The sequence below is a fragment of the Herminiimonas sp. KBW02 genome (genome assembly GCF_003852535.1).
GTDB lineage: Bacteria > Pseudomonadota > Gammaproteobacteria > Burkholderiales > Burkholderiaceae_D > Oxalicibacterium.
Genome location: NZ_QAJP01000004.1, coordinates 223,811 through 244,435, shown reverse-complemented (window position 1 = coordinate 244,435; position 20,625 = coordinate 223,811). Strand labels below are relative to the sequence as shown.

Sequence of the window (20,625 nt, the reverse complement as noted above, 5' to 3'; positions counted from 1 at the left end):
TTATCGCGATTTTTATTAGCGGCTGCGTTTAGCTTAGCAGTTTGGGTAAGGATGAACTCAATAATGCAATGCCGGACAGCGTAAGCAAACTCAACACTAGCCGCCGGAACGCCACATCGGAAATCCGATGATACAGCTTTGCACCCAACAACGAAGGTATCAGCATCGCCGGCACCAGCACGGCAAAGTAAGGCAGCATGCTGACTGTGATGAGGCCCTTATATAAATAGGCCAGCATCGTGAATGTCAAAGCGCCCAGATTGAAGTTTTGAATAATGACGCGCTGCCTGTCCTTGGCCATGCCCTGCAGTGTGCACCACAAAGTTGGCACGATGCCGGAAAAGCCGCCGAAGCCGCTCATCACTCCACCGATCAGGCCTATCGCACCGTCAGCCAGCGGCCCTTGCGGTTTCAGTCTGGGGAAGCGCGACACCAAAAGCATGGACGGGCACCAAACGATCAATATCGCACCCAGCATGGCCTTGAACATATCCATATTCAACAGTGGCAGCAGCAACACTCCGAACGGGATACCGACGGCGCCGCCGACAAAGAATGGCAACAACAACTGCCAGTCGAAGCCACGCTTCACGGTGAACGCTGCAATGATTTGCCCGGTCAGCGCGCCAAATACCGCCAGCGATGCCGCTATCACCGGATCCATACCCCAGGCCCAGAACGACATGGCTGTCATGCCGAAGGCAAAGCCAGAGAGGCCTTGCACGAAGCCTGCAGCGATGCCACCCACAATGATGAAGAGATAGATGGCGTCCATCAGACGATCAATTTGTCCACAGCGGCGCTTCGTCCATCAACGCGACCTGTTCGCGTAATTCCAGTATCCGGTCTTGCCAGTAACGCTGCGTGTTAAACCAGGGGAAAGCAACCGGGAACGCCGGATCATCCCAGCGCCGCGCCAGCCATGCGGCATAATGGATCAGGCGCAAGGTACGCAAGGCTTCGATCAAATGCAGTTCGCGTGTATCAAACTCGGCAAAGTCTTCATAACCCGCCAACAAGTCAGAAAACTGCCGCACCATATCGCGTCGTTCACCGGACAGCAGCATCCACAAATCCTGTATCGCCGGTCCGCTGCGACTATCGTCAAAGTCCACGAAGTGCGGCCCGGCATCGGTCCACAGCACATTGCCGCAATGGCAATCGCCGTGCAGGCGCAAAGTGGAAACGTCTCCCGCCCGCTCGTAACAACGCTGCACGCCATCCAGCGCCTGCGTCACTACGCTGCGATACGCATCCAGCAAATCGGGGGGAATGAAATTGTTCGCCAGCAGATAATCGCGTGGCTCGATACCAAAGGTCTGGATATTCAGCGCCGGACGATGCTCGAAGTTCTTTAATGCGCCCACCGCATGGATGCGGCCGATGAAACGTCCCAGCCATTCCAGGGTAGCCGGATCATCCAGTTCAGGTGCGCGCCCGCCGTGGCGGGCAAAGACGGCAAAGCGATAACCGGCAAACGCATGCAAGGTCTTGCCGTTGGCCAGCGCGGTGGCAGGTACCACCGGGATCTCGCTTTCCACCAGCTCATGGACAAAGGCATGCTCTTCCAGGATGGCAGCGTCCGTCCAGCGTGCGGGGCGGTAAAATTTGGCAACCAGCGGCGGTCCATCTTCCATGCCGACCTGATAGACGCGATTCTCATAGCTGTTCAAAGCCAGCAAACGACCATCGCTATACAGGCCGACGCTTTCCAGCGCATCGAGTACGCAATCCGGCGTCAGTGTGGAAAAGGACAAAGGGGTGGAATCATTCATTTGCCTATTGTACGGTGCCGCGCCTCATAGCCTCTTACTCAATATCAATAGATTTCATTGCTGTGCAGCCATCGCTTAGGCTAAGGGGTACTGGTACACTGTCGCCCTGATCATCATTGAAGAAAATCCCGCCATGCATCTCGACCAGCCCCTCTCCGACAAGGAATTCGACGAACTCGACAAATTCCTGCTTTCCGACCGCACTGCAGACGACTGCATGGCGATGGATTCGCTGCACGGCTACCTGACCGCACTGGTGGTCGGCCCTGAAGAAGTACCGCTGGTCGAATGGTTGCCGCATGTCTGGGGCGAAAATGCGGAAGCGGTACCGAAATTCAAGAACGACAAGGAATACGATCGCATCGTCGGCCTGATCGCACGTTTCATGAATGAAATCGCCATCACGCTGGAAGTCGCACCGAAAGAATACGAACCGCTGTTCTGCGAACACGAATGGGAAGGCAAGCCGGTACTCGATGGTGAAGCGTGGGCCTGGGGCTTCAATCTGGGCATGAGTCTGCGCGCCGAAGCCTGGGAGCCGATCAATACCTCAAATATCGCGCCGCTGATGCGCCCTATCTATCTGCTCGGTGCGGAAGAAATCGAAGAAGAAGAAATGGTGCTGGTCGATAATCCGGTCAAATGCCACAAGCTGACCATCGAAATCGAATCCGCGATTCCGGAAATCCACAAGTTCTGGCTGCCACATCGCAAATCCGCGGTTAAAACCGTACAGCGCGAAGAACCGAAAATCGGCCGTAACGATGATTGCTCGTGCGGCAGCGGCAAGAAGTATAAAAAATGCTGCGGCGCGGCGAATGCCGACAGCGCAGAGTAATCAAATAAGTGACTCATAAAAAAGCCGGCACTAGCCGGCTTTTTTACGTCAGGTATGACCTGCATTATTCCTTGATGAAATGCTCGCGGTAGTAGCGCAATTCCTCTATCGATTCGAGGATGTCGGCCAGCGCGGTGTGCTTTTGATGTTTCTTGAAGCCGTTGACCAGCTCAGGCTTCCAGCGACGGCACAGCTCTTTCAAGGTAGAGACGTCGAGGTTGCGATAGTGGAAGAAGGCTTCCAGCTTCGGCATCCCACGCGCCATGAAGCGGCGATCCTGGCAGATGGTATTGCCGCACATCGGCGATTTGCCGTTAGGGACGTATTTCTTCAGGAATTCGATCAGCGCGGCTTCCGCTTCGGCTTCGGTCACGGTGGACGCCTTGATGCGGTCGATCAGGCCGGAGCGGCCGTGCGTACCCTTGTTCCAGGCATCCATGCCATCCAGCACTTCATCTGATTGATGGATGGCAAATACCGGGCCCTCGCCCAGGATGTTCAGGTTCGAATCAGTTACCACGACGGCAACTTCGATAATGCGGTCATTGTCTGGATCGAGTCCGGTCATTTCCATATCGACCCAGATCAGGTTGAACTCATTCGGGCGCAATGGGGTGGCAGATGACGACTCTAATTCAGTAGCTTGTGACATAATTGTTTTCCTTTAGCCTGCTCAATCCGCCATTTTCTCACAGGAAAAGAATGTCATCCCTCGCGTTTACCGTTTTGTTTGTCACTTTTCTGCTTATCAGCCTGCTGGTACGTTTCTGGCTGGCCTCGCGCCACATCCGCCACATACAGGCGCATCGTGCCGCCGTGCCGCCGCAATTCGTCGGGAAAATACCGCTGGAAGCGCATCAGAAGGCCGCCGACTACTCGGTCGCCAAAACCAAATTCGCACTGTTCATCGTGATCCTGAACGCCGCCACCCTGATCGGCTTTACGCTGATGGGCGGTTTGCAATGGCTGTCGGAAAGCGCGCTGTTTATCTTCGGCCCCGGCTATCGCTATCAATTGGCGCTGGTACTGGCCTTCGCCCTGATCTCCGGCCTGATCGAACTGCCGTTTGATTACTTCCGTCAATTCGTACTGGAAGCCCGCTTCGGCTTCAATCGCATGTCGCCGCGCCTGTTCTTTACCGATTTGGCGAAAAGCACCGTCATCTCGCTCTCTCTCGGCCTCGGCCTGGTCTGGGTCACCATTGTCCTGATGGAGCAATCCGGCGACCTGTGGTGGCTGTATGCATGGATACTCTGGTGCTCGTTCCAGATGCTGATGCTGGTACTGGTACCGCTCTTTATTGCGCCACTGTTCAACAAATTCCAGCCACTGGAAGATGAAAACCTGCGCACCCGTATCGAAAACCTGATGCAACGTGTCGGCTTCAAGGCCAGCGGCCTGTTTGTCATGGACGGCTCGCGTCGCAGCGCGCACGGCAATGCCTACTTTTCCGGTTTCGGTGCGGCGAAACGCATCGTCTTCTTCGACACCTTGCTGGAGCGCCTGGCCCCGCATGAAATCGAAGCGGTACTGGCACATGAACTCGGCCATTTCAAACTCAAGCACATCGTCAAGCGCATCGTCGTCATGTTTGCCGCTTCGCTCGCTTTCCTCGCCGTGCTCGGCTACCTGAAAAACCAGACCTGGTTCTACACCGGCCTCGGCGTCGAACCGATGATGGGCGCCAGCAATGATGCAATGGCACTGATCCTGTTTGCACTGGTCTTGCCGGTCTTCTCCTTCCTGTTCTCGCCGCTGACTTCGCTCAGCTCACGCAAACATGAATTTGAAGCAGATGCATTCGCCGCGCAACATACCAATTCGCAAGACCTGGTATCGGCACTGGTCAAACTGTATGAAGACAATGCATCGACGCTGACGCCTGATCCGCTGCATTCGGCGTTCTACGATAGCCATCCGCCTGCCACAGTGCGTATCAACAAACTGCTGGCGGCAGGTTGAATCTGGACATCATGAACAGCGCCGCCGACTTACGCCTGCAAACATGCCGACCGCAAACGTCGGCATTGCCTGCAACGGAAGTCGCGACTTATTTGCAGGCACTGCCTGACTGGCAGCTGCAAGACGGCAAAATCGTACGGGTCTATGCCTTCCAGAATTACTACCGGACGCTGGCTTTTGTGAATGCCATCGCTTACACCATCCACACGGAAGACCATCATCCCGAGCTGGTCATCACTTATAAACAATGCGTAGTGAAATACGACACCCATTCCGTGAATAACGGCCTGGGTGGCCTGTCGCTCAACGATTTCATTTGCGCTGCCAAACTCGATGCGATTTACGCGCAGTCAGTAGCACGGACTGCATCCTGATGACCACACTCATTACCGGTATCGTCATAGCCGCACATGGCCGCCACTATCTGGTGCAAACCGATAGCGCGAAACTGCAATGTGTCACGCGTGGCAAAAAGAGCGATGTCGCAGTAGGCGACGTCGTCAAACTGAAACTGACCTCGGCCAACCAGGGCGTGATCGAAGAAATCACCGAACGGGACACCCTGCTGTATCGCTCCGACCAGTACAAATCCAAGCTGCTGGCCGCGAATGTGTCGCAACTCTTCATCGTGGTGGCGACCGAACCGGGCTTTTCCGATGACCTGGTATCGCGTTCGCTGGTGGCCGCCGAAGCAGCGGGCGTCAAGGTACACATCATCCTTAACAAGATAGACGTCGTCGCCTCGCTGGAGAAAACCCGGCAACGCGTCGCCTTCTATGCCAGCCTCGGCTATCCGGTACATGAAGTATCAGCCACCACGCAACCGGAAGCGACCTGTGCCGCACTCTTGCCATTATTAACAGGCAATTCGACCATCCTGATCGGACAGTCGGGCATGGGTAAATCGTCGATCATCAACCTGATCGTGCCGGATGCCGACATTGCAGTACGCGAAATCTCGGCCGCGCTCGATACCGGCAAGCACACGACGACCTTCACACGCTTGTACACAATTGATGACGAAACAGCGATTATCGATTCGCCTGGTTTCCAGGAATTTGGTCTTTATCATTTGACCGAAGGCATGCTGGAGCGCGCTTTCCCGGAATTTGCATCGTATCTGGGACACTGCAAGTTTTATAACTGCCATCATACAAATGAGCCTGAATGTGCGATCCGTACCGCAGTTGCGGACGGAGCCATTGCCCCTATGCGGCATGCGCTCTACCTGCAGTTATTGCATGAATCATCACAAAAGCTGTACTAGGCTCCGGCCTTAAAGCTGGCTTTTAGATCGAAATCCCTTATAATTGAAGCAGTTACAACAATCGGCGGCAGGCGCCAACCTAGCCGCCGTTTTCAATTATGGCAATCAAACACTTTCTGCAGTTTTCCGATTTAACGCTGGATGAATTCGAGCACGTCATAGAACGTACCCGTGTTATCAAGCGCAAATTCAAGAACTACGAGCCCTACCATCCGCTCAGCGACCGTACGCTGGTGATGGTGTTCGAAAAGAATTCCACCCGCACCCGCCTGTCCTTTGAAGCCGGCATGCACCAGCTCGGCGGCGCAGCGATCTACCTCAACACCCGCGACAGCCAGCTTGGCCGCGGTGAACCGGTAGAAGATGCAGCACAAGTGATGTCCCGCATGTGCGACATCATCATGATCCGTACATTCGGCCAGGAAATCATCGAGCGTTTCGCTGCGAATTCGCGCGTACCGGTGATCAACGGCCTGACCAATGAACATCATCCCTGCCAGGTACTGGCCGATGTCTTTACCTTTATCGAACATCGCGGTTCGATCAAGGGCAAGACGGTCGCCTGGGTCGGTGATGCCAACAATATGTTGTACTCGTGGCTGCAGGCAGCGCAGGTATTCGACTTTCACGTCAATGTCTCGACGCCGAAAGGTTACGAAATCGACCAGTCCCTGGTCGCGATGGACAACACGCATTACACGCTGCATGCATCGCCATCGGACGCTTGTGCCGGGGCGCACCTGGTCACGACCGACGTCTGGACCAGCATGGGCTTTGAAGAAGAAAACGCAGCACGCCTGAAAGCCTTTGACGGCTGGATCGTCGATGCCGCCAAGATGAAACGCGCGCAGCCGGATGCATTGTTCATGCACTGCCTGCCGGCACATCGTGGCGAAGAAGTCGCAGCCGAAGTCATAGACGGACCGCAATCCGTGGTCTGGGATGAAGCAGAGAACCGCCTGCATGTACAAAAGGCCTTGCTCGAATACCTCGTCCTCGGTCGACTAGATTAATCAGATACCACACAACCATTTCCCCGCTCAGTCACCACTGACCTAACTACACCAAGTACGCGAAGCAAACACCATGTCGAATATCCTCCAATCCGTTCCCGTCAATCAAAAAGTAGGCATCGCCTTTTCCGGCGGCCTGGATACCAGCGCAGCCCTGCACTGGATGCGTCAAAAAGGCGCGATTCCATATGCGTACACAGCGAACCTGGGTCAGCCTGACGAAACCGACTACAACGCGATTCCGCAAAAGGCAAAAGCTTACGGCGCTGAACTGGCACGCCTGATCGACTGCCGTGAACAACTGGTGGCTGAAGGTATTGCAGCTCTGCAAAGCGGTGCGTTCCATATCTCGACCGCAGGTGTGACTTATTTCAACACCACCCCGCTGGGTCGCGCTGTTACCGGCACCATGCTGGTCGCTGCGATGAAAGAAGACAACGTCGATATCTGGGGCGACGGCAGCACCTTCAAAGGTAATGACATCGAACGTTTCTACCGCTACGGCCTGTTGATGAATCCGGCGCTGCGCATCTACAAACCATGGCTGGATGACACCTTCATCCAGGAACTGGGCGGCCGCAAGGAAATGTCGGAATTCCTGATCAAGTCCGGCTTCGACTACAAAATGTCGGTAGAAAAAGCCTACTCGACTGACTCGAACATCCTCGGTGCTACGCACGAAGCGAAAGACCTGGAAGAACTGAGCAGCGGCATGAAGATCGTCGAACCTATCATGGGTGTCGCGTTCTGGCGTGACGATGTCGAAGTCAAACGTGAAGAAGTCACCGTGCGCTTTGAAGAAGGCCGTCCGGTTGCACTGAACGGCGTGCCGTACACCAATATGGTCGAACTGATGCTGGAAGCCAATCGCATCGGCGGTCGTCATGGCCTCGGCATGAGCGATCAGATCGAGAACCGCATCATCGAAGCGAAGAGCCGTGGTATCTACGAAGCTCCGGGCCTGGCTTTGCTGTTCATCGCTTACGAACGCCTGGTGACCGGCATCCACAACGAAGACACCATCGAGCAATACCGCGAAAGCGGTCGTCGTCTCGGTCGCCTGCTGTATCAAGGCCGCTGGTTCGATCCGCAAGCCATCATGTTGCGTGAAGCCGCACAGCGCTGGGTCGCACGTGCAGTGACCGGTGAAGTCACCATCGAACTGCGTCGTGGTAACGATTACTCCATCCTCAACACCGTATCGGCCAACCTGACCTATGCGCCGGAACGTCTGTCTATGGAAAAAGTCGAAGATGCGCCATTCTCGCCAGCTGACCGTATCGGCCAACTGACCATGCGTAATCTGGACATCACCGACACCCGTCAAAAACTCGGTATCTACAACGATGTCGGCCTGCTGACCGGTAACACTTCGGTGTCCTTGCCGCGCATAGCCAAAGACAGCGACAAATAATTTTTAGACGAATAATTTTTAACTTATCCCTTATCAGAGCAGATCTCATGAGCACACAATTCGATCAAGTCAGCGTCATCAAGAAAGCCAATATCTACTTCGACGGCAAATGCGTATCGCACAGCGTCCTGTTTGCTGACGGCACCAAAAAAACCATAGGCGTGATTTTCCCATCGACGCTGAAGTTCAACACCGGCGCAGCAGAAATCATGGAATTGAATGCAGGCAAATGCCGCATCCGTCTGGCTGGCGCAACTGACTGGGAAACCTATGAAGGTGGTCAGCAATTCAACGTCCCGGCCAACTCCAGCTTCGATATCGAAACCATCGATACCCTGGACTACGTTTGCCACTTCGTCTAAAAAATTTCGTCTGACGCAAACCAAAGACCGGATAAACCAACCGGTCTTTGTGCTTTTTTGCCGGACGCATAGTCGCATATCACGGAGTAAACATGTCTTCGAACGCCCCATCGGCAGCAGCCGCTTCCCCTGCCATCGTCCTGACCGGCGACCGCCCGACCGGTCCCTTGCACCTCGGCCACTACATCGGCTCACTCAAGTCGCGCCTGGAACTGCAGGACACCCACAAGCAATTCATCCTGCTGGCGGATACGCAAGCGATGACCGATAACGTCGGCCGCCATCAACGCGTGACCGAAAACGTCCTCGAAGTTGCGCTCGACTATCTGGCGGTCGGTATCGATCCGGAGAAATCCACGATCTTCATCCAGTCGCAGATCCCTGAGCTGTATGAACTGTCGATGGTGCTGTTGAATCTGGTGACGGTTTCGCGCCTGGAGCGCAATCCGACCATCAAGGAAGAAATTCGCCTGCGCAATTTTGAACGCGACATCCCGGCCGGCTTCCTGACTTATCCGGTCAGCCAGGCCGCAGACATCACCGCGTTCAAGGCGACCCTGGTACCAGTCGGTAACGACCAGTTGCCTATGATCGAGCAAACCAATGAGCTGGTGCGCAAGTTCAACAGCGTGGTCGGCAAGGATATCCTGGTCGAATGCAAGGAATTGCTGTCCGCCACCAGCCGCCTGCCTGGCATCGATGGCAAAGCCAAGATGAGCAAATCGCTCGGCAACTCGATCGCGCTGGGCGCCACTGCGGCAGAGATCAAAAAAGCCGTCAATGCGATGTACACCGACCCGAATCACCTGAAGGTCGAAGATCCCGGCCAGGTTGACGGTAACGTCGTGTTTTCCTTCCTCGATGCTTTTGATGACGACAAGGCTGCAGTAGAAGAGCTGAAAGCGCATTATCGCCGTGGCGGTCTGGGTGACAGCGTGGTCAAGCGCCGCCTGGAAGCGCAGCTGCAAGCGATGATAGAGCCGATACGTACCCGCCGCGAAACATATGCGCAAGACAAAGGCGAAGTGCTCGCCATGCTCAAACGCGGTACCGAGCGTGCACGTGCAGTCGCAGCCAAAACACTGTCTGAAGTCAATGCTTCAATGGGACTGAACTACTTTGACTAAGCTAGCGCATTTGATTGCATAGCTTACAAAAAGCCCGGCTTCGTCATGAAGGCGGGCTTTTTCATAAACGGTGCCGTCTGGACGGCCCTGCATGCCTTCCACCATAATGACGCTGTTAAAGATTGCTCTCTGCCAGTTTGAATTAACTAGAACTCATTTCATCAATATCCGCGAGTGCGAACGCGGCTATTTGGGAGGTAGTGCAAGGCGTGTCGCGCAGCCAAGGGTGGTCCCCTTGGCAAGCGGCGCAACGCAGCAATACGCCCAAATAGCCCGTTCCCTTCGGGTTCTTACCAAAAGCGGCGCTGGCCGCGTTGTGCTCCTTGCGCATAGCCCGCTATGCGACGCGTCGCACGCCTTGCCAGCACCGCTTTTGGTAAGAACGCATCTCACGGATATTGATGAAATGAGTTCTAATATCGCTTGACCTACCCGCTGTGTTTTAACTAAGAAAGAAAAGCATGATTCTTGGAATTGATGTCGGCGGCACCCATACCGATTCGGTATTGATGCAAAACCGCAAAATTATCCGCAAATCCAAAGTACTGACCGACAAGAACGATATCCTCGGATGCGTCATGCGCGCTACCCAGGCTGTCGCTACGCCTGACGATATCAAGCAACTGCATCGCATCGTCCTCAGCACCACCATCTCTACCAATGCAGTGGCGCAGAACCAGCTCGATCCGGTCGGCCTGATCGTCATGAACGGCCCGGGCGTGTCGCCCAGGGACTTGCCGCTGGCTGACCAGACCACGCTGATCGCCGGTTATATGAATCATCGCGGCATAGAAGCAGAAGCGCTGGACGACGATGAGCTGGCTGCCCTGAAACAGCAATTCAGCAAGGACAAGATCGAGAACCTGGCCGTGATCGGCAAATTCTCTACCCGTAATCCGGTACACGAGCAGGAAGTCGGCGCCTACTTTGATAGCCAGTCCAGTCATGTTTCGCTGGGTCACCATCAATCCGGCGTGCTGAACTTCCCGCGCCGCATCGCCACCACCTACCTCAATGCGGCGATCTGGCGCCTGCACAGCCGTATGGTTGATCAATTGGCCAGCTACCTGCAAGGACTGAACGTCGATGTCCCGCTCTTCATCCTGAAAGCAGACGGCGGCACCATAGGCGTCGAACAATCGCGCAAGTATCCGGTGCAAACCATCCTGTCCGGCCCGGCTGCGACCATCATGGGCGTACTGCCTTTCGTCAGCTCGACGGCGGACTCGGTATCGATAGACGTCGGCGGCACCACCACCGACATCGCCTTGTTCGCCGATGGCGCACCGCTGCTGGAACCACAAGGCGTAGAGATCGAAGGACACAAGACACTGATACGCGGCTTGCTCACACATTCGATGGCACTCGGTGGCGACAGCCAGGTACAGGTCGTCGATGGCGGATTGCAAATCGGTCCGGAACGCAAAGGTTCGGCCATGGCATTCGATGGCCCATTCCCGACACCTACTGATGCATTGATCGTACTTGGTCGCGCCAACATCGGCGACCCGGCCAAGGCGCTGCGTGCGATGGAAGGCCTGGCGGCCAGCCTGCAGCAAACACCACAACAGGTGGCGCAAGCGATCGTCGACACCATGTGCGGCCGCATCGCGACCAAGGTCAATGAAATGATTGCAGAGGTCAACAGCAAACCGGTGTACACCATCCATGAACTACTGGAAGGCAAAGTCCTGCAACCGCAACAATTGATCGCCGTCGGCGGCCCTGCTCCTTATATCGCCGAACAGGTAGGTGCGTTGCTGGCCTTGCCGGCCATCGTGCCGCAGGACTCGGAAGTGATCAATGCCAGCGGTGCAGCGATGGCACGCACCACGGTCGAACTGAATTTGCTGGCCGATACCGAATCGCAGCAACTGAGCTTCGCCGAAGACGGCCGCAAACAGAAAATTTCTTCGCGCACCAGCGTCGATGAAATCGTCGAGATTGGCAAGGAACGATTGCTGGAAATCGCCCGGGCTGCCGGTGCACGTGATGAAGACCTTGAAGTCGAAGTCGCGGACCTGCAATCATTCAACGTCATTCATGGCTACGCCACTACCGGCAAAAATATACGTGTCCGCTTGCAGATCAAACCCGGACTTATCAAGCAACAACAATAAGCAAAGCGTGAGGAACACATCGTGACTAAAAAAACAGGTTTGGTATTTTTCCCCGCATTTGATTATGCGATTTCACCCACACATCCGGAACGTGAAGAGCGACTGCTGTACACGCAGGATCAGGTGTTTGAAGAAGGCTTGCTGGATTTCGACAACATCAAGGAATTCAAACCCGGCGTCGCTACCGTCGAAGATATCCAGCGCGTACATTTCTGCGTGCCAGGTATCGATGAAATCGTGCATGCATCGCACCTGATCGCGGTCGGTGGCTGCATCACGGCGGCAGACAAGGTGATGACCAAGGAAGTGGACAATGCATTTGCATTGGTACGCCCTTGCGGCCACCACTCTTATCGCGTGGTACATGGCAGCCGCGGCTTTTGCACGCTGAACATGGAAGCCATCATGGTCGAGTACATCCGCCACAAATATGGCGTGAAGAAAATCGCCATCGTCGATACCGATTGCCATCACGGTGACGGTTCGCAGGATATCTTCTGGCACGATCCGAATACGCTCTTCATTTCCATGCACCAGGATGGTCGTACGCTCTACCCTGGCTCCGGTTTTGCTGATGAACTCGGCGGCCCGAATGCTTTCGGCACCACCATCAACCTGCCGATGCCACCGGACACCTGCGAAGAAGGTTTCCTGTATGTGCTGGATGAAATCGTCATGCCTATCCTCGACGAATTCAAACCCGACCTCATCATCAACTCGGCCGGACAGGATAACCACTACTCCGATCCGATCACCAACATGAAATTCACCGCGCGTGGCTACGCGGTACTGAATCAGCGACTGGCACCGGACCTGGCCGTGCTGGAAGGTGGCTACTCGATAGAAACGGCGCTGCCTTATATCAACACCGGCATCATCCTGGCGATGGCAGGCATGGACTTCAGCCATATCAAGGAACCGGACTACGATGCGGAAAGTCAGAAGCAACCGGCCAACATCACCGCCTATCTGGAAAAACTGAAAGACGCGACCTTCCATCACTGGAACAACCGACATGAGTTGCGTGAGCAGGTTTATCCGGAACAGGAATTCCACAAGCGCAGCATGGACGTATATTACGACACCGACGGCATCCGCGAAAACATCAATGAAACGGTGCGTTCCTGCCCGGATTGCGGTGGTACGGTAGTCATCGATTCGCGTTGCAACGATACCCGCAACCACATCCTGGCGGTGCAAATCCCGCGTTATGCATGTGCACCGTGCCGTAGCTATGGTGAAGATCAATACGCAAATGCGACTATCGGACGCTATACGCAAGTCTTCCTGCAAGACAAGGACAAGGATATTTACTTGTCCAAGTAAGACGCTCTGAACAGAGCAAAGGCAGTGTCAGTTTCAGTGTAGATTTTCTGGAACCGACACTGTCTGTATGAATTAAGCCAAACTCCGCAAGACATCGCTGCCATACGGCGACAGCAACCACCCCACCAACGCGCAATGCAGCACCACCGTCACCCAGTAAATACGCTGGAATGAGGCTTTGCTGGTTTTATGCCGCAACATTCTTTGTGCCACAAATCCGCCCGGCCAGCCGCCGAGGAAATCCAGCACATGCAAATTGTTTTCGCTAATGCGCCACGTGCCTTTGCGCGCAGCCGATTTATCGATCGCGTACGCGGCAAAGCTCAACAGACTGAGTGTGAAATAACTACCCAGCACCTGCAATAAAATCTTGCTATCCATTATTAGAACTCAAAGAAAAATCGGTTCAGGTTCCAGCTGCACATCGAAGCGTTGCGCCACATCGGCCTGTATTGCTGCAGCCAGTTGTGCGATGTCGGCACCGCTGGCACCGCCACGGTTCACCAGCACCAGCGCCTGGTTCTCATAGACCCCGGCTGCGCCTGCCGTCCTGCCCTTCCAGCCGCACTGGTCTATCAGCCAGCCCGCCGCCAGCTTGACGCTGCCATCCGGCTGCGCATAGTTGACCATCTGCGGATAGCGCTGCAGCAAGTTATCGCGTTGTGCCGGCGTCACTACCGGGTTCTTGAAGAAACTGCCTGCATTCCCGATGACGGCAGGATCGGGCAATTTACGCGTGCGTATGGCGATCACGGCAGCACTGATGTCCTGCGGTGTCGGTTCGGTAATCGAACGTGCTGCCAGTTCCTGCGCCACATCGGCATAGCGCACATTGGGCTGCCATTGCTTGGGCAAGGCAAAGGTCACATCGAGTACCACTGCGCGATCACGCAACTCGTGCTTGAAGACACTGTCGCGGTAAGCAAAGCGGCAGGCGGCCTTGTCCAGCACGCGCTGTTCACCCGTGGCGAAATCAAACATTGTTAACGCGTGAAACCTGTCCTTGATCTCTATGCCATAGGCGCCGATGTTCTGGATAGGCGCCGCCCCTGCACTGCCCGGTATCAGGGACAGGTTTTCCAGCCCGCCCAGTCCTTGTTCCAGCGTCCATAGCACGAACTGATGCCAGTTTTCCCCGGCGGCAGCACGAACATAGGTGGCGACCTCATCTTCACCGACGATTTCCATGCCCTTGATGCCCATATGCAGCACCAGCCCGGGGAAATCACGTGTCAAAAGGATATTGCTGCCGCCACCCAGCACCAGGCGTGGCAAAGCAGCCAGCGCAGGATCCTGCCGCACCTGTTCCAGCTGCTCGACCTTGCTGACAGGAAGATAGGCTTGCGCACTCGCCGCTACCCCGAAGGTATTCAGGTGGCGCAAGGAAAAATGGTGCTGTACGGGCAAAGAATGAGTCATAGTGGGCGATTATAATCGCAGCACTAGCTGCCCGGTTTTTTGTCCGTTAGAATGGCAGCCAAACCGAATGAACAACAGGCTTACGCCGGCTCCCTGCCGCGAGCCCCGCAAGAAGGAAATCACCATGCCATCGTTTGATACCGTGTCAAAAGCCGACTTAGAAGCCGTCAAAAACTCTATTATCCAAGCAGAGAAAATCATTAATACACGCTTTGATTTCAAGGGAACCAGCGCGCGCGTTGAATTGAAAGAACGTGACATCAGCATTTATGCTGATTCCGACTTCCAATTGGACCAGGTACGAGACGTGGTGACAGATACGTTCAGCAAACGTAAATTCAATCTGGCCTTTTTGGACCATGGCAACATCGAAAAAATCGGTGGAGACAAGTTAAAGCAGGTTATTAAAATCAAAAACGGCATTGAATCGGACGCTGCTAAAAAGATCGTCCGCCTCGTCAAAGATAGCAAATTGAAGGTACAAGCAAGCATACAAGGCGATGCCGTCCGCATTACCGGCGCAAAGCGGGATGACTTGCAAGAAGCTCAGGCCCTCTTATTGAAAGAAGTAAAAGATTTGCCGCTGACTTTCGATAACTATCGCGATTAATCATTCAATCGCTGCAAGCAGTCCCAACAACCTCAGGCCACCGCCATGAAAACTACACTGCTTGCAACTCTCCTGTGCCTGCTCAGCTGGCAGGCACATGCAGCGGATTCCGCCACCAACATCAGTGTGGTTGGTCTGTTTCCCGGCAAAGCAGTCTTGGTCATAAACGGCGGCGCGCCCCGAACCTACGCGGTCGGCAACACCATCACCCCGGGTATTACACTGACCGACGTAGACCAGACCACCGCGACCGTAGCCAGCAATGGCAAAAAGCAACGGATAGAAATAGGCGGCCATGTCAATCGCATCGCGCCTTCCGGCGCCAGCAGCGTCACCCTGCAAGCTGATACGCACGGTCACTTCCTGGTACAGGGGCAGATCAACGGTGGCAGCATGCGCATGCTGGTGGATACCGGCGCATCGATGATCGCGCTGTCTGCCTCCGATGCTCGACGACTGGGCATAGACTACAAAAAAGGACGCCAGACCTACGTCAGCACGGCCAACGGTACCATCCCCGCCTACCACGTCGTCCTGAATACAGTGAAAGTCGGTGACATCGTGCTCAATCAGGTCGATGCACTGGTACAGGAAAACGATCTGGGCTTTGCCTTGCTCGGCATGTCTTTCCTGAAGCGCACCGAAATGCGCCGTGAAGGCGAGCAAATGCTGCTGACCAAGCGTTTTTAATAGTCAGACACGGCCGACAATAAAAAACGGGCACTGCATACAGTGCCCGTTTTACATAGTGCCCCGACAGTTTTCAGACTGCCGCGATCAGGAATGTATTACTTTTCCAAAGCTTCTTTGGCGTGTCTCGCAATCTTGCGATCGGTTGTAAAAGTAACGACCTCTTCCAATACAGGACGGTACTTGGCTTGTTTGGCGCTGCCCAGTGCCTTGACCATCCACGCTATCGTATCGCTGCGTTGTGCATTGCTGTACTGATAGCTTGCACGGATCTGCTCTACCAACGCATCCAGCAATACCTCATCCTTATTCTGGAAATAGATACGTTTGGCACCTATCTTTTTCAATTCAAAATCATCGGAGCGCAGCATGATCAGGACGCGATTTACATCATCGCTATATTTAGGATCAAAGTTCGCACGATTGGAAATGATCGGATTCCATTTCTGGTAATCGGGTAAATCTTCCAATGCTGTTTTGGCGTAGCGTCCGTAGACGCGATCTGCCGAAATCTGCAACAAGGTATCTCTGTACTTAGGCTGCCCGGAGAAGCCCAGCGCGCGTATCGAAAGTCCGATCTCATTCTTCGTGTGTTTATCAGGCTGGCCCTGTGCCACACCGGCCAGCACACGACGCTCAACGACGTCGAATACACGTGGATCCGAAACGCCCATCCAGGCCAATGCTTCTACCGCGTGCTGATCAAAAGTCTGGCTGCTGGAGAATATCTGCACATAACGATTGACATCATCTTCCTGCGTCGCCGCAGTAGCGATACCCGAGAAGCACACAGCACAAGCGAGCGTAATGAGGATTTTCATAGTGATGAAGGAAAGATAAGGGAATCCATAGTGTAATTAGTTTCCCGACATTATCAATCTTTAAACGTCTTAAAAATCGCCGGAAACCATGGTTTTCGGTCGCAGAATAAAAAACGGGCACTGCAAGCAGTGCCCGTTTTGATTTCGACTTGGCGCTCTTAAGCGTCCGGATCCTTGACGTGACGGCGTTGTTTGACCGCTTCCGCCAGACCTTCCAGCACGCCCAGGCTGTCTTCCCAGTTAATGCAACCGTCGGTGACGGACTGGCCATAGACCAATTCCTTGCCCGGGATCAGATCCTGACGACCAGCCACCAGATGCGATTCAACCATCACACCGACGATGCGGGTGTCGCCACCGGCAACCTGCTTGGCGATATCGGCGCATACCGGGATTTGGTTTTCCGGTTTCTTCGAGCTGTTCGCGTGCGAGGTATCGATCATCAAACGTGAAGCCAGGCCGTTTGCAGCGATATCCTTGCATGCCTGCTCAACGCTGACAGCATCGTAGTTAGGCGTTTTACCGCCGCGCAGAATGACGTGGCAATCTTCATTACCGAGCGTCGAGACAATCGCTGAATGACCGCCCTTGGTCACCGACAGGAAGTGATGCGGCTGCGATGCGGCCTTGATCGCATCAACTGCGATTTTCACGTTGCCATCGGTTCCGTTCTTGAAACCGACCGGGCACGACAGGCCGGATGCCAGTTCACGGTGTACCTGCGACTCGGTGGTACGCGCACCAATCGCGCCCCAGCTGATCAGGTCGGCGATGTATTGCGGGCTGATCACGTCGAGGAACTCTGTACCTGCAGGCAGGCCCAGTTCGTTGATGTTCAACAGCAACTCACGCGCAATACGCAAACCGTCATTGATGCGGAAGCTATTGTCCATGTACGGATCGTTGATCAGGCCTTTCCAGCCGACCGTGGTACGTGGCTTCTCGAAATACACGCGCATCACGATTTCCAATTCACCAGCGAAACGCTCACGCTCCTTGATCAGGCGGTTCGCGTATTCCATCGCGGCTTTAGGATCGTGGATGGAGCAAGGTCCGATCACCACCATCAGGCGGTCATCCTGTCCATGCAAAATGCGATGCAGGGCGACGCGCGCATTCGCTGCGGTCGTTGCTGCTTTTTCGGTAATGCCCAGCTCACGTATCAAATGCGATGGTGGCGTCAGTTCTTTCATTTCTCGAATCCGTAAATCATCTGTGCGTGGCATGTTTTTCTCCAGTCAAAATCTGTTCTGCAAAAATAAAAAACCGCCATCGCGGGCGGTTTTTTAAAGAATTTCGGTCTAAGCTTTTTTTACCTGCGCGCTTACCGCTTCTCCACCGCCGTTGGGCTGGAATAGCTAAAGTAAAAGTAAAATTGGAAGCGCGAAGAAGTCATGTTTTCAGGTGTAATGCGGTTATCTGTCGGTAATAGTGCAATAAATCCGTGGGTTTCGCAAGCAAAACGGTTAAAAGGCGTGACAGATATAACAATTATGGCCTGAATACCAACACTATCAGGCCGTACCGCCCACTGTCACCCCATCGATACGCAAGGTCGGCTGACCGACGCCTACCGGCACGCTCTGGCCTTCCTTGCCGCACACGCCCACGCCACTGTCGAGACGCATGTCATTGCCTATCATCGATACACGATTCAACACGTCAGGGCCATTGCCGATCAGGGTGGCGCCTTTGACCGGGTAAGTCACCTTGCCGTTTTCGATCATGTAGGCTTCACTGGCCGAGAATACGAATTTACCGTTGGTGATATCAACCTGACCGCCGCCGAAGTTCACCGCATACAAACCGTTCTTTACCGACGCCAGGATTTCAGCAGGATCTTTATCCCCGCCCAGCATATAAGTGTTCGTCATGCGTGGCATAGGCAGGTGCGCAAACGATTCGCGACGTGCATTACCAGTCACCGGCATTTTCATCAGGCGCGCATTCATGGTGTCCTGGATATAGCCTTTCAGAATGCCGTCTTCGATCAGCGTAGTGCACTGCGTCGGATTGCCTTCGTCATCAATATTCAGCGAACCACGACGATCAGCGATCGTACCGTCATCCACTACCGTTACGCCTTTCGCTGCGACACGCTCGCCGATGCGACCGGAGAATGCACTCGAACCTTTACGATTGAAGTCACCTTCCAGACCGTGACCGATGGCTTCGTGCAACAAGACACCCGGCCAGCCAGGGCCAAGCACCACGGTCATCGGACCGGCAGGCGCCGGACGCGAATCCAGATTCACGAGCGCAGAAGCAACTGCTTCGCTCGCATATTTTTCCAGCAATTCATCGTCGAAGTAGGCATAGCTATAGCGACCACCGCCACCGCTGGAACCCATTTCACGACGACCATTTTGTTCTGCAATCACGGTAATCGACACGCGTACCAGAGGACGGATATCGGCAGCCAGCACGCCATCACTACGTACCACCAGTACGACGTCATACTCGCCAGCGAGGCCAGCCATGACTTGCACCACACGCGGATCTTTGGCGCGTGCGATACGTTCTATTTTTTCCAGCAGCTTTACTTTTTCCGTTGCATCCAGCGACGTCAGCGGATCATGCGGCAGGTACAGCGAGCGGCCGCCAGCGTGCTGGATCGCCGACGCTACCTTGATCTTGCCTGCGCCCTGGCGCGCGATGGTACGCGTCGCCTGTGCGGCTTCGAGCAAGGCGCGTTCGGAGATTTCATCCGAATACGAGAATGCGGTCTTGTCGCCGGATACGGCGCGCACGCCGACACCCTGGTCGATGGAGAAGCTACCGGTCTTAACGATGCCTTCTTCCAGACTCCAGCCTTCACTCTTGGTGAACTGGAAGTACAAATCTGCATAGTCAACGCGATGCGTAAACATCGACCCCAGCGTTTTGATCAGGATGGATTCATCCAGGCCAAAAGGCGTCAACAATACATCGCGGGCGACGGCTAGCGTTTTGAGATTTGGTTCGAATGGAGTCATTGTGTCTTTGCTATTTACGCGTCAAGCGCAAAAATTGATTCGGATAGGCGAATTGTAGAGCAAATGGCTCCTTCGCCCCCAACTACTACAGCTTGCGATGTTTCAATGCAGGAAGATTTTCCCGAACACCTGATAAATAATGGGGTTCAATGTCGCCAATTACAAGGCCTTCGCCCTCTGGCAGCACGGTTTTTACCTCGCCCCACGGATCGATCAGCATGCTGTGGCCCCAGGTGGTACGGCCGTTTTTATGACGTCCGCCCTGCGCTGCCGCCAGCACATAACATTGATTTTCTATGGCGCGGGCACGCAGCAGGATTTCCCAGTGCGCCTTACCGGTTGTATAAGTAAATGCAGCCGGTACCACGATCAGTGTGCAATCCCCCATCGCACGGTACAGCTCCGGGAAACGCAAGTCGTAGCAAACCGACAAACCGACTTTGCCAAACGGCGCATCGAAGGTCGTCACATCATGACCATCCACGATGGTGCGCGCTTCGTCATAGGATTCTTCACCCCTGGTGAAGCTGAACAGATGGATTTTGTCGTAACGCTGTACGCGCTCGCCAGCCGGGTTGTACACCATCATGGTGTTCAGGACTTTATCAGCGACTTGCGCCGCCAGCGGCAGGGTACCGCCTATCAGCCAGATCTGATGTTCGCGTGCAGTCGCTGCCATGAATTCCTGGATAGGCCCGACATCCACCTGCTCGGCATAGCCCAGCTTGTCAGTTTCGTGCATGCCCATCGCCGCCCAGTACTCTGGCAGTAACACCAGTTGCGCACCTTGCTGTGCAGCTTGCGCTATCAGGCGCCCGGCCGTCGCGATATTCTCCTCTATCGACGGAGTAGAAATCATCTGGATCGCGGCAACACGCGAGAGTGGGTTCGTCATGATTCAGCTTT

At 54.6% G+C, this 20,625-nt stretch carries 21 protein-coding genes; 12 read left to right on the top strand and 9 right to left on the bottom strand.

The window, feature by feature from the left end; genetic code table 11:
- Positions 1 to 28 precede the first annotated feature (28 nt).
- The gene (locus tag DBR37_RS05555; protein WP_124573488.1) at positions 29 to 775 is read right to left on the bottom strand and encodes a sulfite exporter TauE/SafE family protein; all 747 of its coding nucleotides are present in this window, start codon (positions 773 to 775) and stop codon (positions 29 to 31) included.
- A gap of 7 nt (positions 776 to 782) precedes the next feature.
- Entirely contained in the window at positions 783 to 1,775 is a 993-nt protein-coding gene (locus tag DBR37_RS05550) for a serine/threonine protein kinase (protein ID WP_124573487.1), read from the bottom strand.
- Positions 1,776 to 1,908: 133 nt separating this feature from the next.
- Here DBR37_RS05550 and DBR37_RS05545 point away from each other — a divergent pair, with 133 nt between their 5' ends.
- On the top strand, positions 1,909 to 2,613 hold the full coding sequence (locus DBR37_RS05545; protein WP_124573486.1) for a UPF0149 family protein: 705 nt from the start codon (positions 1,909 to 1,911) through the stop codon (positions 2,611 to 2,613).
- Between the two features lie 64 nt (positions 2,614 to 2,677).
- On the opposite strand, the gene orn is transcribed toward DBR37_RS05545, so the two are convergent.
- On the bottom strand, positions 2,678 to 3,265 hold the full coding sequence (orn, locus tag DBR37_RS05540; protein ID WP_124573485.1) for an oligoribonuclease: 588 nt from the start codon (positions 3,263 to 3,265) through the stop codon (positions 2,678 to 2,680).
- A 50-nt stretch (positions 3,266 to 3,315) separates the two neighbouring features.
- On the opposite strand from orn, the gene DBR37_RS05535 reads away from it, so the two are divergent.
- From DBR37_RS05535 to DBR37_RS05495, 9 genes are all read left to right on the top strand, one after another.
- Positions 3,316 to 4,575 carry a M48 family metallopeptidase gene (locus DBR37_RS05535; RefSeq protein ID WP_124573484.1) on the top strand — a complete coding sequence of 420 codons (1,260 nt, stop codon included), beginning with the start codon at positions 3,316 to 3,318 and terminating at the stop codon, positions 4,573 to 4,575.
- A gap of 11 nt (positions 4,576 to 4,586) precedes the next feature.
- Entirely contained in the window at positions 4,587 to 4,949 is a 363-nt protein-coding gene (locus DBR37_RS05530) for a 4a-hydroxytetrahydrobiopterin dehydratase (protein WP_124573483.1), read from the top strand.
- Positions 4,949 to 5,842, top strand: coding sequence for a ribosome small subunit-dependent GTPase A (rsgA, locus tag DBR37_RS05525; RefSeq protein ID WP_124573482.1), 894 nt, complete (start codon positions 4,949 to 4,951; stop codon positions 5,840 to 5,842). The genes DBR37_RS05530 and rsgA overlap by 1 nt, the downstream gene beginning before the upstream one ends.
- A gap of 98 nt (positions 5,843 to 5,940) precedes the next feature.
- On the top strand, positions 5,941 to 6,855 hold the full coding sequence (argF, locus tag DBR37_RS05520) for an ornithine carbamoyltransferase (RefSeq protein ID WP_124573481.1): 915 nt from the start codon (positions 5,941 to 5,943) through the stop codon (positions 6,853 to 6,855).
- A 73-nt stretch (positions 6,856 to 6,928) separates the two neighbouring features.
- Positions 6,929 to 8,269 carry an argininosuccinate synthase gene (gene argG, locus DBR37_RS05515; protein ID WP_124573480.1) on the top strand — a complete coding sequence of 447 codons (1,341 nt, stop codon included), beginning with the start codon at positions 6,929 to 6,931 and terminating at the stop codon, positions 8,267 to 8,269.
- A gap of 47 nt (positions 8,270 to 8,316) precedes the next feature.
- Positions 8,317 to 8,631 carry a pyrimidine/purine nucleoside phosphorylase gene (locus DBR37_RS05510; protein WP_012078710.1) on the top strand — a complete coding sequence of 105 codons (315 nt, stop codon included), beginning with the start codon at positions 8,317 to 8,319 and terminating at the stop codon, positions 8,629 to 8,631.
- Between the two features lie 92 nt (positions 8,632 to 8,723).
- The gene (gene trpS / locus DBR37_RS05505; protein ID WP_124573479.1) at positions 8,724 to 9,758 is read left to right on the top strand and encodes a tryptophan--tRNA ligase; all 1,035 of its coding nucleotides are present in this window, start codon (positions 8,724 to 8,726) and stop codon (positions 9,756 to 9,758) included.
- Positions 9,759 to 10,219: 461 nt separating this feature from the next.
- Entirely contained in the window at positions 10,220 to 11,878 is a 1,659-nt protein-coding gene (locus DBR37_RS05500) for a hydantoinase/oxoprolinase family protein (RefSeq protein ID WP_124573478.1), read from the top strand.
- A gap of 21 nt (positions 11,879 to 11,899) precedes the next feature.
- On the top strand, positions 11,900 to 13,204 hold the full coding sequence (locus tag DBR37_RS05495) for a histone deacetylase (protein WP_124573477.1): 1,305 nt from the start codon (positions 11,900 to 11,902) through the stop codon (positions 13,202 to 13,204).
- 72 nt (positions 13,205 to 13,276) lie between these two features.
- Here the strand turns inward: DBR37_RS05495 and DBR37_RS05490 are convergent, their stop codons facing one another.
- Both DBR37_RS05490 and murB read right to left on the bottom strand, forming a co-directional pair.
- Positions 13,277 to 13,585 (bottom strand): DUF1294 domain-containing protein, encoded by a 309-nt coding sequence (locus DBR37_RS05490; protein WP_124573476.1) that lies wholly within the window; start codon positions 13,583 to 13,585, stop codon positions 13,277 to 13,279.
- Between the two features lie 9 nt (positions 13,586 to 13,594).
- Positions 13,595 to 14,623, bottom strand: coding sequence for a UDP-N-acetylmuramate dehydrogenase (gene murB, locus DBR37_RS05485; protein WP_124573475.1), 1,029 nt, complete (start codon positions 14,621 to 14,623; stop codon positions 13,595 to 13,597).
- Between the two features lie 124 nt (positions 14,624 to 14,747).
- Here murB and DBR37_RS05480 point away from each other — a divergent pair, with 124 nt between their 5' ends.
- On the top strand, positions 14,748 to 15,233 hold the full coding sequence (locus DBR37_RS05480; protein WP_124573474.1) for a YajQ family cyclic di-GMP-binding protein: 486 nt from the start codon (positions 14,748 to 14,750) through the stop codon (positions 15,231 to 15,233).
- Positions 15,234 to 15,278: 45 nt separating this feature from the next.
- The gene (locus DBR37_RS05475) at positions 15,279 to 15,923 is read left to right on the top strand and encodes a TIGR02281 family clan AA aspartic protease (RefSeq protein ID WP_124573473.1); all 645 of its coding nucleotides are present in this window, start codon (positions 15,279 to 15,281) and stop codon (positions 15,921 to 15,923) included.
- Between the two features lie 98 nt (positions 15,924 to 16,021).
- Here DBR37_RS05475 and DBR37_RS05470 read toward each other — a convergent pair whose 3' ends face one another.
- From DBR37_RS05470 to DBR37_RS05455, 4 genes are all read right to left on the bottom strand, one after another.
- Positions 16,022 to 16,744: a hypothetical protein gene (locus DBR37_RS05470; RefSeq protein ID WP_124573472.1), complete on the bottom strand. Its 723-nt coding sequence runs from the start codon at positions 16,742 to 16,744 to the stop codon at positions 16,022 to 16,024.
- 158 nt (positions 16,745 to 16,902) lie between these two features.
- Complete coding sequence (aroG, locus tag DBR37_RS05465) at positions 16,903 to 17,970, bottom strand: 3-deoxy-7-phosphoheptulonate synthase AroG (protein WP_124573471.1); 1,068 nt, start codon at positions 17,968 to 17,970, stop codon at positions 16,903 to 16,905.
- A 288-nt stretch (positions 17,971 to 18,258) separates the two neighbouring features.
- Positions 18,259 to 19,719 carry a metalloprotease TldD gene (tldD, locus tag DBR37_RS05460; RefSeq protein ID WP_124573470.1) on the bottom strand — a complete coding sequence of 487 codons (1,461 nt, stop codon included), beginning with the start codon at positions 19,717 to 19,719 and terminating at the stop codon, positions 18,259 to 18,261.
- 85 nt (positions 19,720 to 19,804) lie between these two features.
- Entirely contained in the window at positions 19,805 to 20,614 is an 810-nt protein-coding gene (locus DBR37_RS05455; protein ID WP_124573469.1) for a carbon-nitrogen hydrolase family protein, read from the bottom strand.
- Positions 20,615 to 20,625: the final 11 nt, after the last annotated feature.